This window comes from Streptomyces sp. NRRL S-31, assembly GCF_000718775.1.
Classification (GTDB): domain Bacteria; phylum Actinomycetota; class Actinomycetes; order Streptomycetales; family Streptomycetaceae; genus Streptomyces.
This window is the reverse complement of record NZ_JOCB01000108.1, coordinates 1-13,210: the sequence shown is the minus strand read 5'-3', so window position 1 is coordinate 13,210 and position 13,210 is coordinate 1. Positions and strand designations below refer to the sequence as shown.

The window sequence follows — 13,210 nt, the reverse complement described above, 5'->3', positions numbered from 1 at the left end:
AAGGCCCCCATGGCCGTCAAGCCCCGCCGAGGCGGCGCAGTGGCAGGTCCAGCAGGTCTTGAAGCTTCTTGATGGCGCTGAGGTCCTCATCATCTCGCCGACCGCCCACGCGGCCGTCATGGCGGCGGCCGTCACCCTGGAACCCGCCGACGTCGGCACGCTCGATAAAGACCGGGACATTCCCATTCGAACAGGCCTGCTGGTGCTGCCGGAAGCCGTGGTCGTGGAGAACCGGGGTGGCTCCGTTTCCGACATCCGTGCCTTCGGTTGGCAGCTCGTCACTCAGCATCAGGTCCTGCCGGACGCCCAGTACCCCGGGGTCCAGCCACGTGTTTCATGGATCGCGACGGCCCCGTACAGCCGCAGTCCTGGCGCCTCGCCGTCGCCCAGGCCCGCGCCTCCGGATCGCCGCTGCCTCCGCTTGTCCCAGACGGCATCTACGGACTGCGAGCCGACGCTGCACTCACCGCTGAGAGCAACGAACAGCCCGCCGAGATCTCCGAGGAGCACCGCAGGCTGAACACCGTCCTGAACCACCAGTGGGCCGTCACCGAGCCCAGCCGGCTCGCGCACCTCGCCGCGCCCGGCGAAGTCGACGCCGAGATGCTCGACTGGCTGGAGGCAACCGGAGCGGAGCTGATCCGTCTCGCCACCGAACGCAGGCGCCGCACCCGCCACCTCCTCGACGCCCACCTGACCACCGTCACCGACTTCATCAGCGAGTCCCGCTACACCCCCGCCGCCGGACAGCGGCTGCACACCCTGGCCGCCTCCCTCTCGCAGGCCATCGCCTGGCAGCACTTCGACGAACGCCGCCACGCCTCCGCCGGCCGCTTCTGGCACGCAGCCCTCCACAACGCCCACACCGCTCACCAGCGCGACCTTGGCGCGGGCATCCTCTCCGACCTCGCGTAACCAACTGCTGTGGCTCAAGGACGCCCGCACCGCCGCCGACATCCTCGAACACGCCATCCCCCGCACCCAGCACCCCGCCGCGCGGTCCCTCCTCCACCTGCGCCAGGCCCGCGCCCTCGCCCTCCTCAACGAGGACGGCCGGTGCCGCCGGGTTCTCACCGCCGCGGAGAAGGCGCTGGACACCGTGTCGTACGATCCCGCCCCCGCCTGGTGCTCGTGGATGTCACACGCCGACCTGGCCTCGGACGGCGGCCGTTGCCTCGCCGATCTCGGTCAGCGCAGTCAGGCCCACCGGCTCATGGACGAGGGCATCGCCCTGCTGCCTGCCACCCGCTCCAAGACCAAATCCGTGTTCCTGACCTACCAGGCCGAGACCTACCTCCGCGACGGCGAACCCGACATCGCCGCGGAGACCGCCATCCGCTCCCTCGACCTGGCCAGCCGGATCGACGCCCCCCGGTGCGTGACGATGGTGCGCGACCTCGAACCGGCCTTCGCGCCGTACGCGCACACGGCAGGCGTTGACGAACTCCTCGAACGGCCCCGAGCCGTCGGCAGAGGTTCCGTCACCGGCAGGTGGTATCTCATCTCCTCCGGCCGTCCCGGCGCGAAGGAGCGGGGCTGGAAGCTGCCCCTCGTCACCACCCGGGTGGAGCAAGGGTCGTGCCGTACTCGACGGCGAGCGTCCGGTTTCGGCTTGAGGGCTCCCGGAGGGATGCTGGTCGTGAACCGGGCGGCGTCGAGGCAGTAGACGTGTCGCTGCCGCGCGTCACATTGCGTGCCCGGGCGCGCCGTTTCACGGAAGTCTCGGAGCGTACCGATCGGGAATTCGGGATCGTAGACAGCGACCTGGCCGCCGTGCGTCTCCAGGCCGGCAACCTGGACCAGAAGGTCGGCAACCTCGGTGAGAAGGTGGACGGGCTCGCCGATGCCGTCCGCGGGCTGTCCTAGAAGACCGACCGCAATCAGGCGCGCAGCGCAGATCGTCGAGCTGCTCACCCAGTTGGTGGGCCGGAGCGCCGACGCGAGCTGACTCCCCGCGGGCCTCGCGGCCTGGGCCCTTACGCACGGCTCGCGGTGCCGTCGTGCGCGGCAGGCGGACAAGATCACGGTGACGGAGTGCCAGGGTCGAAGCGGAAGTGGTACATGCCGCCTCGGCCGCCGACGACGAGGCTGGCACCGGAAGGCAGCCACTGGCAGCAGCGCAGTGGATGGTCGGTGCGCATGATCGCCGCAGGTTCCCAGGTGCCCGTGCTCCAGATTCGAACCGATCTGTCGTCACCGGTGGTGGTGAGCCAGGTGCCGTCGGGAGAGATGGCCACCGAGCGCACCGGTCCGGTGTGGCCGGTGAGGGCGGTGGTCTGGGTGCCGGTAGCCGGATCCCAGATCCGCACCAGCCCGTCCTCTCCGGCGGTGGCGAGCCAGGTGCCGTCCGGGGAGATCGCCATGGTGCGCAGCGGGGTGAGGCCGGTGAGGGTAGTGGTCTCGGTGCCCGCGGCCGGGTCCCATATCCGCACCGCCCCGTCCGCGCCGCCGGTAGCGAGCCAGGTGCCGTCAGGAGAGATCGCGACCGCGGCCACCCAACTGGTGTGGCCAGTGAGGAGGGTGGTCTGGGTGCCGGTGGCCGGATCCCAGATCCGCACCAGCCCGTCGTCACCGGCGGTGGCGAGCCAGGTGCCGTCAGGAGAGACCGCCACCGCGGCCACCCGGCCGATGACGCCGGTGAGGAGGGTGGTCTGAGTGCCGGTGGCCGGATCCCAGATCCGCACCAGCCCGTCCTCTCCTGCGGTGGCGAGCCAGGTGCCGTCAGGAGAGACCGCCACCGCGGCCACCCGGCCGATGACGCCGGTGAGGGTGGTGGTTTCGGTGCCGGTAGCCGGGTCCCAGATCCGTACCGTCTGGTCGTCGCCGGCGGTGGCGAGCCAGGTGCCGTCCGGGGAAACCGCCACCGCCTCCACGGAGCCGGCGTGGCGGGTGTGGCTGGTGAGGGTGGCGGACTGGGTGTGGATGGCCGGGTCCCAGATGTGCACCAGCCCGTCGTAGCCGGTGGTGGCGAGCCAGGTGCCGTCGGGGGAGACCGCCATCGCCTCCGCCCGGCCGACGCGGCCGGTGAGGGTGGTGGTTCCGGTGCCGGTGGCCAAGTCCCAGACGTGCACTAGCCCGTCGTAGCCGGTGGTGGCGAGCCAGGTGCCGTCGGGGGAGACCGCCACCGCTGCCACCGGGCCGGTGTGGCCGGTGAGGGTGGTGGTCCGGGCGCCGGTGGTCAGGTCCCAGATCCGCACCGGCCCGTTGTAGCTGGTGGTGGCGAACCAGGTGCCGTCGGGGGAGATCACCACCGAGCGCAGCGGGACGTGGCCGGTGAGGGCGGTGATTCCGGTGCGGGTAGCCGGGTCCCAGATCCACATCGACCCGTCGTAGCTGGTGGTGGCGAGCCAGGTGCCGTCAGGGGAGATCGCCACCGCGGCCACCGGGCCGGTGTGGCCGGTGAGGGTGGTGGTCTCTGTGCCGGTGGCCGGGTCCCAGATCCGCACCGACCCGTCGTGACCGCCGGTGGCGAGCCAGGTGCCGTCAGGGGAGATCGCCACCGCCGCCACCGGGCCGGTGTGACCGGTCAGAGTGCGAAGAATCGAGGGCTGTGCCTGGTCAGGCAGCGGCCAGAGATTGCTGAGCCCGGGACCGACGCCCTGCCGGGCGTGAGCGGCGACTTGGCCGGTCCAGCGGGGAATGCCGGCCAAGCGGCTGTGAAGGACGGCAGTGAGAGAGTGGCCGGGCTGCGTGGGCTGGAGGAGGTGAGCGGCACGGCGCAGGTCAGCGGCGCGTTCGGCGGCATCAGGGCTTCCGGCCTGCAGGAGATCCTCGATGGGGGCGTTGGGGCCGCGCTGTCGCAGGCGGCGGTCGATCCAGCGCAGGTCGCCGGCGAGCGCTTCGGCGTCGGCACTACGGCCGGCGGCGAGGAGGTGTGCGACGGCGTGGTCCAGCACATAGCCGTCGGTGGTGTCCCACCACGCGTGCCGGGGGTTCGGCGCGCTCACGGCAAGAGGCGTCGCCGACGGGAGGCTTCCAGTGATCGCGTCTACCAGGTGGGCGTTGGCCCTGGCCAGGCCACTGGAGCCGAGGGCTTGCCGCAGGTAGTCGCGGAGGACGTCATGGAGCGTGATCCGTCCGCCGGCCGTCGGGTCGACTGTGATCAGGGACAGGCCGGAGAGTTCCTTGAGCAGGCTGTTGGCCCGCTCACCGGTGAGACCGGCGCAGGACTGCCAGAACCGGCGCACCAAGGCCACAGGAACGGGGTCGTCCTCCGCGAAGACTCCGAGTTCCCTGAGCCGGTCTGGTCCGCCGGGCGGAAGAAGACCGACCGCGGCCTCGACGGTGGCCTCCACCGCCCGTTCACGTTGACCAGGTACGGCAGCGTCCATTCCCGAGGCATCCGCCATCGCGGGGCCCGCCTGCCGAAGCCGTCGCACGGCATCGCGCGCCGCGTCGGCGGTGTCTGTCCCCAGTTGTGTCTCGGCCACGATCAGGCGGTTGACCAGACGCAGCAGCAGCGGCCAACGCCCGGTGTGTGCCAGCAGCGCGGTCACCGTGCCGACCGGCAGCAGCGAGGTGTCAAGATCCTGCAGCAGGACTGCCCGCGCTTCGCGCTCCGTCATCGCGTCCACCGCGACGAGCCGGCTGCCCGGTCTGCCGTCCAGGAGGTGCGGGCGCCGGGTGGTGACCAGCCTCACGCACCGGGGCGCTCCCCGCAGGAATGGGTCCAACTGCTCGCGTTCCCACACGTCGTCCAGGAACAGCAGTGTGCGGGGACGCTGCTCCAGGAGGCGGCCGAGGTGGTCGCCGGCCAGGTCCGGGTCGGTGAAGGTGGTCGTGTCGCCCGTGATGAGCCGGGTGACCTCACCGACCTTAGCCGCGATCTCGGCGGTGGAGCGCAGGTCCCGGCCGACGGTCACCAGGTAGACACGGCCCCGGAAACGACGCCGGACGGTGCGGTCGGCACACACCATCCGAGCCAGCCGGGTCTTGCCGAAGCCACCCGCGCCGTGCAGCGACGTCGTCAGCCCCACCGTCGTACCGCCCGGCGCGAGCACCGCGTCGACAGCCTGCCGCAGCTCGTCACGTTGCACCAGCCACCCCTCCACCGCAGGCGCCGGGGGCGGAGGGGGGTCGCCCTCCACCACCGGGATCCGCTCGGCACGTGCGACCAGCCACCCGACGACGACCGCGGCCAGCGTTAACACGCCCACCGCCCACCACGCCCTGGTCCGCAGCAAGTCCAGCACACCGGGCCACTTCTCGTCCCCGGTCGCTGCGTTCCCGGCCAAGGACAGGAGCGTGGCATCCGCCACCGCCACCGCACCAAGCGCCCCCAGAAGAGCACCACGCAGTCGGCCCACCGCCATCTCCCACCCCCTGGGAAGATCTGACAACCGTCCTGGACTCTAGCCCTGCCTCTCCTGCCACATGCCGCATTCCCTCGCCCGATACCGGCAGCGGGCCGCAGCCTGAGGCCGTAGCCGTGAGCCGACCCGGAAGCTTCCGCTGCCCAGCCCCTCCCAGACCTTGTGGCATTCGAACAGCGCCGCGTGGAAGGGCCTCCCGACGCGGTGAACATCTGCCGTCCGTTCTCATGAACAGAGCCAGCCCGTGTATGGGGCGGCCCGGCCGGATACCTCTGGTCTGGGCCGCCGCGCGTTCGGGGTCAGTTTTCGCCGAGCAGGTGTTCCTGCCGGGCCTGGACCAGGCCGCGCCATGCGGAGCGGACGGTGTCCTCGCTCGTGGTCCAACAGGTGGTCGAGGGCTCCGGCAGGGGCAGGGCGGCCATGAAGTGGGCGATGTCGGTGAAGTAGGCGAAGTCGCCGGTTGCGGTCAGCGTGCGCAGCCGGCCGATGACGGCGGCCAGCTCCTGGTCCTGCCGAGACCGAGCGGATCCTGTCCCTCTACGCCGCCCGGCTGAAGGAACTCACGGAGCCGTAGCCCGCGGCACCGGCAGGGGCCGGACGGGCGGGCGAGACCCCCACCGACGGGCCGCGTCGGCGGCCCGCCCGGTCTGGGTGCGGCGATATCGGCGGCGCACACCACCGTCGAAGCCGTACTCACCGGCGACCGTTGGGCCGAGGCCCGGAGAATGATCCGGCTACCTGGTCTTTGAGGGTGTTGATGACGGACTCGAACCATTGCGGGTTCTCGGAGGTTTGGCGGTGGAACAGGTACCGTCCGTGACTGTGGCGTAAAAGGTGACTCCATCAAGGATGCCGTGGGCTGCCCCCTTCTCGACGAATGTGGTCACGTGCATGCAGAAGGCGTTGTCGTCGCTGGTGACTTCGTAGTCACCAGCGCCTCCGCCGTCGGTGTCCGGATGTGATACGTGTTCCACCGAGGGAGTGAACCCGTGTGGTGGTCCCTTGCCCGATTGGTCGATGTCCTGTGCGATGTAGCTCTCGAGGGAGGTGTCGCCATACTGTGACTCTTTGTTCAGATCCGCGGCTACCTGATGCACCGCGTCTCTGAGATCACCCTTGCTCCAGTGTGTCTGCGTGTGCAGCCAGTACCACCCGCCCAGTCCGGCCGCCGCGGCGATGAACAGCGGCCACACCCAGATCGGAATGTGGATCTTCACCTTCGGACGGCGGGGTTTCAACGGGGCAGAGGCGTCAGGATCCGTCCACGCGGTGGGAGGCGGGTCGCTGGCAAAGGCAAGGCGGGGCGCATCCGGATCGGGAGGGCGCGCCAGGATGAGCTTGCCGGCGTTGTTGACCACCCGGCGCTGGGGTCGCGGCAGATCGCGTAGTGCGAGATCGCGTCGTACCTCGTCGAAGAGGTCGTCCAGGTTCAGTGCCACCGGCCCTCGCAGAGCCGTGAGCAAGGCGCCGGTGAATGCCGTGTACCTCGTGCCCTGAGGCGCGTAGGCGACGGCGTTCGCGGAGGTGGAGGCGAGTGTGTAAGTGCCGGCGATGTCGATCTGACCGGCGACCGTGCTGTGCCCGCTGGTCATCGCCTCGATGGCACGCCCAGAGAAACAGCAGTCGAGCACCAGCACTCGGATCGCCGCCGGGCTGTCGAGCAGTTCCTCGCGCAAGGTTTCGAACGGCAGCGCGGTCCACCGGATGCGCGCGGCGTCGGTGCGGGGCAGCGCGAGGTGAAGCCTGCCCCGGTCGTCCACCAGCCCGTGCCCGCCGTAGTACACGAACAGCAGGTCAGTCGCTTCCTGAGCGGCGCGGGTCAGGAGGCTGCCAACCTCCCCTGCGGTGGCGGGATCGCGCGCCACGATGCAGTGCTCCTGCGACAGGGAGCCGGTGGCCGGATCGGTGAGCACCTGCCGCAGATCTGCGAGGTTGGCGCTGATAGCGGGCAGGTTAGGCAACTCGGATCCGTCGGCGTGGGTGCCGGTGCCGATGAGAATGGCGCGCGAGCGGTCCGGGTCCGGTAACCGCGTCACTGGGGACCTCCCTCCGCCTCATCGTTGTTGAGCAGGCGCTCGATATCCCGCGTAAGTGCCTGCGGATCTACGCCCTTGCCGTCCACCTCTACGGTGCGGCCATCTCGCGTGCTCACGGTGATCCGCACATCAGAGCGTCGCTGGCTGATCCAGGTGGACAGGCAGTTGGCGAGTACCGCGCCCATACCTCCGGACCCGACGGCCACCGCGAGCGCATCCAGCGCCCCACCCATCTGGCCCGGGACCGGCGGTGGCTGGAAGGGCCGTACCCTGCCCCGTAGTCCGTCCTCATGCCGTAACCAGTCCGTCAGGGACAGCAGTTGGTCTGTCGGCCCTGATACGCGCAACCACAGTTCCCGTTCACCTTGGCTCATCACGCATCCATCCTGACCGATGTTCCTTCCCGCCGGCCCCGGACTGAGGGAAAGTGGATCAGCGAGATGCTCGGTCGGCATGACCCTCACCGATGTCGTCCACCAGGCCCGTCCTCAAGACGTCGACCTCGGCCTGGACACCGGCCGTGGAACGACGCCAACGAGATCGACGAAGCCACCACGATCGCCTCATGGGTATACGACCTGGCCACCGCCTCCGGCTCCCCCCAGGCCGTCCGGCGCCTGGCGGCCCCAGGATGTGCCGGCAGCGCTCCGGTCACCGGCGGGAGTCTGCGGACCTGAGTGCGCGCACAAGGCCCTGGGCTTCGGCGCGCACACCTACTCGCGCACCGACTTCCGCTGTGACGCCGCGGGTGAACCCATGTACCTGGAGGTCAACGCCCGCCCGGGCCTAACCGTTACGAGCTTGCTCCCGCTCGCGGCATCCGGCGCCGGCTGGACGTACGCCGACCTGGCCGAGCGCATCGTCTCCCTCGCCACCCTCTGACCCACCTTTCAACCGGTATGGCAGTCAGGTCGGTGGTGGGCACGCTGATGGCCCGGCTGTCGCCTCGGGTGGGCGCCGGTTTCCACGGGTCCGGCGGGGTGGTGCTGCAGGGATGGGAACGTGCTGGTCAGCCAGGGTCCGGGAGGGCTTCGAGCCGTGCCGGGGCGCTTGTGATCACGTCCGTTCAGGGCCAGTGACGTGCAAACTTCAGGTGCTGCAGCGGGCGGTGGTGACGATCTGGGCGGCGGCGGAGAGGAGGCGGAGCTGGAGGCGGCGAGGCTCCCACCTGCGGATTTCACCGGTCAGAGTGAGCATGGGCATCCACATGCCAGCAGATCAAGTGCAATCTGGACGATCTCCAGCCAAACCCTGTTTTGCGCGGTGTCGTGCAAGGGCAGGTTCCGCAGGCCGGTCGCACGGGCAGCCCGTACGCGGTACTGCTCCGCTTCGATGCGCGTCGGCATCAGGGGCGTTGACCCGGGTCGATCGCCGCGCGAGGCCGCTGTGGGACGGCGACGCCCGTACGGCGAAGCCGAAGCGCGCACCGGCACGGTCGTACGGTGCGACGGGCGCGAGCCGCTCGGTCTCAGCGCAGTGATCGGCATGATGATGACCGAGCGCGGCATAGTCGCCCCGGCCGCCGGCGGTAGCGACCTTCCTCGGTTCGACACCATCCTCGCCGCGGCCGCACCCGAACTTCCGCGCTGGGCAAGCGGCTCCAACCAGCTGGGGGTCGCCCACGCCGACGACCCGCGCAGCGAACTGGGCGAGGTCCAAGCAGGTGGCGGCGGTGCGGAGCGGGTCGGCGGCTGCTCGGCAGAGGCCTACGGAGCCGGCCCCCGGGTCGGAGGCGACTCGGGTAGTGGAGACGACCTTCGCGCCGGGTGTGGCGGCCACGCGGCACGAGCGGCACTCCATCGCCCGCCACGAGCGGCCATGCAGGTCGGCGATCACAGCCAGGACGACCGCCCCGCGGCCTGTGGGAGCGGCTGTCCGGGTAGCAGCAGGACCAGGGTGAAGGCGGCGGCAAGGACGGAGCTGGCCCGCCTGGAGGGCCTGCTGGCGCTGCCCGGTGGTGCGCCACGGCTGCTGGCCGACCGGCTCACCGACCGCCTTCAGGAGACCGGCGGCGAGGCGATGGTCACCGCCCCGTTCGGGTGGCTGATCCGACGGGGCGTGGTGCAGCGGCCGTCCTGCTCGGACCGACGCTGCGACAACGGGATCCGGCTGGACACCGGTCCGGCATCACCGCGCCCTCCGGCATTCCGAACCACCCCTCCAGCGCTTCCGCCAGCCCGACCGTCGGCATCGGCGCCTGTGCCCCCGCGTCGGCCGCCCAGGCCGTGAAGCCGTCCGGACGGAGGAGCACCGCCGCCAGTTCCGGGCGGGACGGGCAGCCGGCCGTCAGGGTGTCGACGCGGCCGGCGTACCCCGCGGCGACGACCCGGAGCTCCTGGTCGTCGGTGAGGTCGAGTGCGCTGGGCGTGGTGATCGCCCCGCCCTTGATCGTCGGGTCCACTTCGGTGAGGCGCTCCAGGACGGCCACCCGCGCGCCTCCGAGCCGGAGTTCGCAGGCCAGCATCAGTCCGACCGGGCCGCCTCCGGCCACGACTACGTCATAGTCCATGGCGCCGACTATGACCGAGGGCCAAAAGGGCCAAGAAGACGCCGCAGTGTCAAGGGGTCGACCCCGCGAGGAGAATGGCGGGTGCGCGCGATGAAGGACCCGCAGGTGGTGTTCGACCACATCGACTGACACGGCGAGACGTCGGCCCGGCGACTGTTCACCGGGCAACTGGTGGACCAGGTGCGGCGGGTGGCCGGCCTCGGGTACCTGAACCTCGGATACCTTCCGTGGGGGCAGGCATGAGCGGCGGCGAGACGTCCGACGTTGACCTGCCCCGGGTCGCTGCGGGCCACGATGGCGCAGGCCCGCCAGAACGGCGGCGCGCAGAAGACGAAGTCGAAGCCGAGGCCCGAGGTTCCGTCGCGGAGCATCGCGAACAGGACGTCGGCCCTGCGGCGGGCGAGGCAGAGCAGGGCCTGGGTGTGGTGCTTGCCCTGGGTGATCTTCTTGTCGTAGTAGGCCCGCGATGCCGGGTCCCCCAGAGCGGCGAACGCGGAGAGGAAGAAGGCCCGTTTGAGCGCTTGTTTCCTCTCCTGGAGGGCTGTTCACCGCGGATCGACGACCCGGAACCGCGGGTCGCGGGTGCGAGTCCTGCGTAGGCGGCGAGGTGGCCGGCGGTCGGGAAGGTGCTGCCGTCGCCGACCTCGATCAGGATGCGGGCTCCGGTCCTGACGCCGATGCCCGGCATGGACGTCAGGACCTTCGAAAGAGGGTGGTCCTCCAGCAGTTCCTCGATCCGCCCGGCCAGCAGCTTGCGCTGATCGAGCACGGCGGCGAGCGAGACGGCCAGGCTCGGAACGATCAACGCGGCCGCTTCGGTCCCCGGAACGGTGACGGTCTGCTCGTCCAGCGCGGCGAAGATCTCCTCGACCAGCCGCTCGGCCATCCTCGGCGCCTTCGGCCGCAGCAGCAGCGTGACCAGTCGCCGACGGCCCGCCTTGCGCATCTGTGCCGGGGAGCCGAACCGCTCCAGCAAGGCCAGGACGGCAGGGTGCTGCAACCGCGGTCCCAGGACCCGTTCCAGAGACGGATGGATCTGGGTCAGCAGGCCGTGCAGCCGGTTGGCGACGCGGGTGGCCTCGCCGGCCAAGTCGTCGTCGAACCCGACGATCATCTCCAGCTCGGCGATCGTCTCGTCCTCGCCATCGATCGCCCGCAGCGTGTGCGGCATCGCCCGGGCCGCATCCGCGATGATGAATGCGTCTCTCGCATCGGTCTTCGCCTCGCCCGGATAGAGATCGGCGATCCGCCGCATCGTCAGCCCCGGCAGGTAGGCGACCGGGCAGCCCATGTTCCTCGCAACGGCCAGCGGCAGGGCGCCGATCGAGGCCGGCTGATCGACCACGACCAGCACCGTTCCGTGCTTGGCCTGGAGTTTCGCGAACAGCTCGCGGAGCTTGGGCTCGGTGTTGGGCAGGCGCTTGTCGAACGCCTTCTTTCCGGCCGGGGTGACGACGGTGGCGTGGTGTTCGCCCTTGCCGACGTTCAGACCGAGGAAGACGTCGATGTCGCCGGTGTCGATCACGTGCAGGCCCCTCCGGTCACGCTTTCGTCCGGCCTTGCCTTGGCACCGAGCTGCCACATCCACGTTACGGAGAGCTCTTCCGGCTCGGGTGAAGCCGGCGCTCAAGCCCCTCATCAGCGGTCCGTCGATGCCTCCGGACCCGGTGACACCCCCCGGATCATGAACAACAAGGGGGGAAGTCATGCCGGACCCGAAGGCCGGGGCCCCATTGCGGAGCCACGAAAAAGGTAACGGGGGGGAGGGCGGAGGGAGGAGGGGGAGCCAGGCGCCGGCCAGGGCGCGGAGACGGTGTGCCCCGCAGGCCCCGAAGGCCGCGCCGCCACCGGCCGACGGCACGGGCGGGGAGGAGCCCCCTTGGGGGCCGACCAGGGTAGCGCCCTCCCACGTCGAACTCTCACGACACACCCACGACGCACACCTACGACCAAGTCCCACGACCGACTCCCACGACCGACTCCCACGACGACGGCCGTGATCGCGGCGGCGGCGGTTACCGCCGCTCACGGACGACGGGCGAGCCGAAGGAACGGGATGAGGGGCCCGCCACATGTGGCGGGCCCCTCATCCCGTTCCTTCGGCTCCGGTGACGCTCCCGGGTCAGGCCGACAGCAGCTCCCGTTCCCGGTCGGCGGTGCGGGCCGGTACGGCCTCCCGCACCGCGGAGACCACGACGTCCAGCTGCTCGTCGCCCCTGACCATCTCCATGTGACGCCCCGGCATCGCCCGCTGGGCCAGACCCGCCGGGTACAGCCCGCGCCAGTGGGCGATGTACCGGGCCTCCGGCACCTCGTCGCCGCTGCCGTCGCGCACCGTGTCGCTGACGAACAGCGTCGCCCTGGCCGACGAGCGACCGGGCCGGTAGGCGGCGAGCGAGCGCACCTCGGCCTCCAGCACCGCGTAGGGCAGCCACTCGTCGAGCGTGACCAGGTCCTCGTCGAGGTTCATCTCCGGTGCCAGACGGCGCAACTCCCGCTCCGTAGCCGCCCGTTCGGTGCCTCGCTGGTCCTGCCCGCGGCGCCACAGCGCGTTCACCCGGCGGTACACCTCGGCGTGCCGCTGGAAGCGGTCCCGCTGGTCGTCGGCGGTCACCGCCGGCTCCAGCAGGAACAGACCGGCCACCTCGTCCGGAGCGTGCACACCCATCGCGTGCGCGATCACCGCGCCGGTCGACCAGCCGAGGATCGTGCACGGGCCCTCCGGCTGTACCCGGCGGATCTCCCGCCAGTACCGGTCCGCGATCGACTCGATCCCGACGAGCGGTGCCTCACCCGCGTCCAGCCCCGGCGCCTGGACGCCGTACACGGTGAACGTGCCCGCCAGACGCCGGGCGAGCGCCCGGTACGGGTGGGTGCTGCCGCCGCCCGGGTGGACGCAGAACAGTACGGGCAGCTCCGGGTCCGCCACGGACGACAGGAGCACCACCAGCCCAGCCGACGCCGGCTGCGGCACGTCCAGCGCTGCCGCCAGCTGGGCCACCGTCGGATGGCGCACGATCTGCTGGAGCGCGACGACCAGACCGGCTTCCCGCAGCCGGGAGACCACCCGCACCGAGCTGATCGACTGTCCGCCCAGTTCGAAGAAGTTGTCGTGGATGCCGACGGTGTCGACGCCGAGGACGTCGGACCACACGGCGGCGACGGCCTGCTCCGTGGAGTTCCGGGGTGCGGTGTAGACGGTCTCGAGTTGGGGTCGGTGGTGGTCGGGTGCGGGGAGGGCCTTGGTGTCGACCTTGCCGTTGGGTGTGAGGGGGAGCCGGTCGAGGGTGACGTAGCTGCTCGGGACCATGTAGTCGGGCAGCTGTCGCTGGAGGTGGGTGCGGAGTTCGGCG

Annotated in this window: 11 protein-coding genes and 2 pseudogenes; 4 read left to right on the top strand and 9 right to left on the bottom strand. The window is 70.7% G+C overall.

All coding sequences use genetic code 11. From position 1 onward, the window contains the following. Positions 1-16: 16 nt before the first annotated feature. Positions 17-289 carry a hypothetical protein gene (locus IF37_RS0132355; RefSeq protein ID WP_030750817.1) on the bottom strand — a complete coding sequence of 91 codons (273 nt, stop codon included), beginning with the start codon at positions 287-289 and terminating at the stop codon, positions 17-19. Positions 290-336: 47 nt separating this feature from the next. On the opposite strand from IF37_RS0132355, the gene IF37_RS41040 reads away from it, so the two are divergent. The 3 genes from IF37_RS41040 to IF37_RS0132345 are packed head-to-tail and all read left to right on the top strand — an operon-like array spanning position 337 to position 1,866. After that, positions 337-915, top strand: coding sequence for a hypothetical protein (locus tag IF37_RS41040; RefSeq protein WP_052845490.1), 579 nt, complete (start codon positions 337-339; stop codon positions 913-915). Next, a complete protein-coding gene (locus IF37_RS41035; protein WP_052845489.1) occupies positions 884-1,666 on the top strand; it encodes a hypothetical protein in 783 nt (260 codons plus the stop codon). Before IF37_RS41040 ends, IF37_RS41035 begins: the two co-directional genes overlap by 32 nt. Positions 1,667-1,668: 2 nt before the next feature. Beyond that, the gene (locus IF37_RS0132345; protein ID WP_030750806.1) at positions 1,669-1,866 is read left to right on the top strand and encodes a hypothetical protein; all 198 of its coding nucleotides are present in this window, start codon (positions 1,669-1,671) and stop codon (positions 1,864-1,866) included. 155 nt (positions 1,867-2,021) lie between these two features. Here the strand turns inward: IF37_RS0132345 and IF37_RS0132340 are convergent, their stop codons facing one another. From IF37_RS0132340 to IF37_RS45090, 4 genes are all read right to left on the bottom strand, one after another. After that, positions 2,022-5,234, bottom strand: coding sequence for an NB-ARC domain-containing protein (locus IF37_RS0132340; protein ID WP_158727428.1), 3,213 nt, complete (start codon positions 5,232-5,234; stop codon positions 2,022-2,024). A gap of 377 nt (positions 5,235-5,611) precedes the next feature. Continuing rightward, on the bottom strand, positions 5,612-5,734 hold the full coding sequence (locus tag IF37_RS46495) for a hypothetical protein (protein ID WP_301540369.1): 123 nt from the start codon (positions 5,732-5,734) through the stop codon (positions 5,612-5,614). 312 nt (positions 5,735-6,046) lie between these two features. Beyond that, positions 6,047-7,348, bottom strand: a complete 1,302-nt coding sequence (locus IF37_RS41030) for a caspase family protein (RefSeq protein ID WP_052845487.1) — start codon at positions 7,346-7,348, stop codon at positions 6,047-6,049. Next, positions 7,345-7,803 carry a hypothetical protein gene (locus tag IF37_RS45090; RefSeq protein ID WP_173457050.1) on the bottom strand — a complete coding sequence of 153 codons (459 nt, stop codon included), beginning with the start codon at positions 7,801-7,803 and terminating at the stop codon, positions 7,345-7,347. The genes IF37_RS41030 and IF37_RS45090 overlap by 4 nt, the downstream gene beginning before the upstream one ends. A gap of 178 nt (positions 7,804-7,981) precedes the next feature. On the opposite strand from IF37_RS45090, the gene IF37_RS46125 reads away from it, so the two are divergent. Continuing rightward, positions 7,982-8,230 (top strand): hypothetical protein, encoded by a 249-nt coding sequence (locus IF37_RS46125; protein ID WP_253915914.1) that lies wholly within the window; start codon positions 7,982-7,984, stop codon positions 8,228-8,230. A 184-nt stretch (positions 8,231-8,414) separates the two neighbouring features. Here IF37_RS46125 and IF37_RS42880 read toward each other — a convergent pair. The 4 genes and pseudogenes from IF37_RS42880 to IF37_RS41020 form a co-directional block, all read right to left on the bottom strand. Further along, positions 8,415-8,685 (bottom strand): annotated as a pseudogene (locus tag IF37_RS42880) (transposase); the annotation flags it as partial. Between the two features lie 686 nt (positions 8,686-9,371). Continuing rightward, the gene (locus IF37_RS46120; RefSeq protein WP_106981901.1) at positions 9,372-9,857 is read right to left on the bottom strand and encodes an FAD-dependent monooxygenase; all 486 of its coding nucleotides are present in this window, start codon (positions 9,855-9,857) and stop codon (positions 9,372-9,374) included. A gap of 353 nt (positions 9,858-10,210) precedes the next feature. Next, a pseudogene (locus IF37_RS39990) lies at positions 10,211-11,379 on the bottom strand (IS110 family transposase); the annotation flags it as partial. A gap of 600 nt (positions 11,380-11,979) precedes the next feature. Then, positions 11,980-13,210 (bottom strand): alpha/beta fold hydrolase (locus tag IF37_RS41020; RefSeq protein ID WP_030750790.1); only part of this gene is annotated, 1,231 nt, incomplete at its 5' end.

Coding starts and splice junctions, on each gene's coding strand:
- IF37_RS0132355 (WP_030750817.1), bottom strand. CDS start 289: ATGCTGAGTGACGAGCTGCCAACCGAAGGCACGGATGTCGGAAACGGA.
- IF37_RS41040 (WP_052845490.1), top strand. CDS start 337: ATGGATCGCGACGGCCCCGTACAGCCGCAGTCCTGGCGCCTCGCCGTC.
- IF37_RS46495 (WP_301540369.1), bottom strand. CDS start 5,734: ATGGCCGCCCTGCCCCTGCCGGAGCCCTCGACCACCTGTTGGACCACG.
- IF37_RS45090 (WP_173457050.1), bottom strand. CDS start 7,803: ATGCCGACCGAGCATCTCGCTGATCCACTTTCCCTCAGTCCGGGGCCG.
- IF37_RS46120 (WP_106981901.1), bottom strand. CDS start 9,857: ATGGACTATGACGTAGTCGTGGCCGGAGGCGGCCCGGTCGGACTGATG.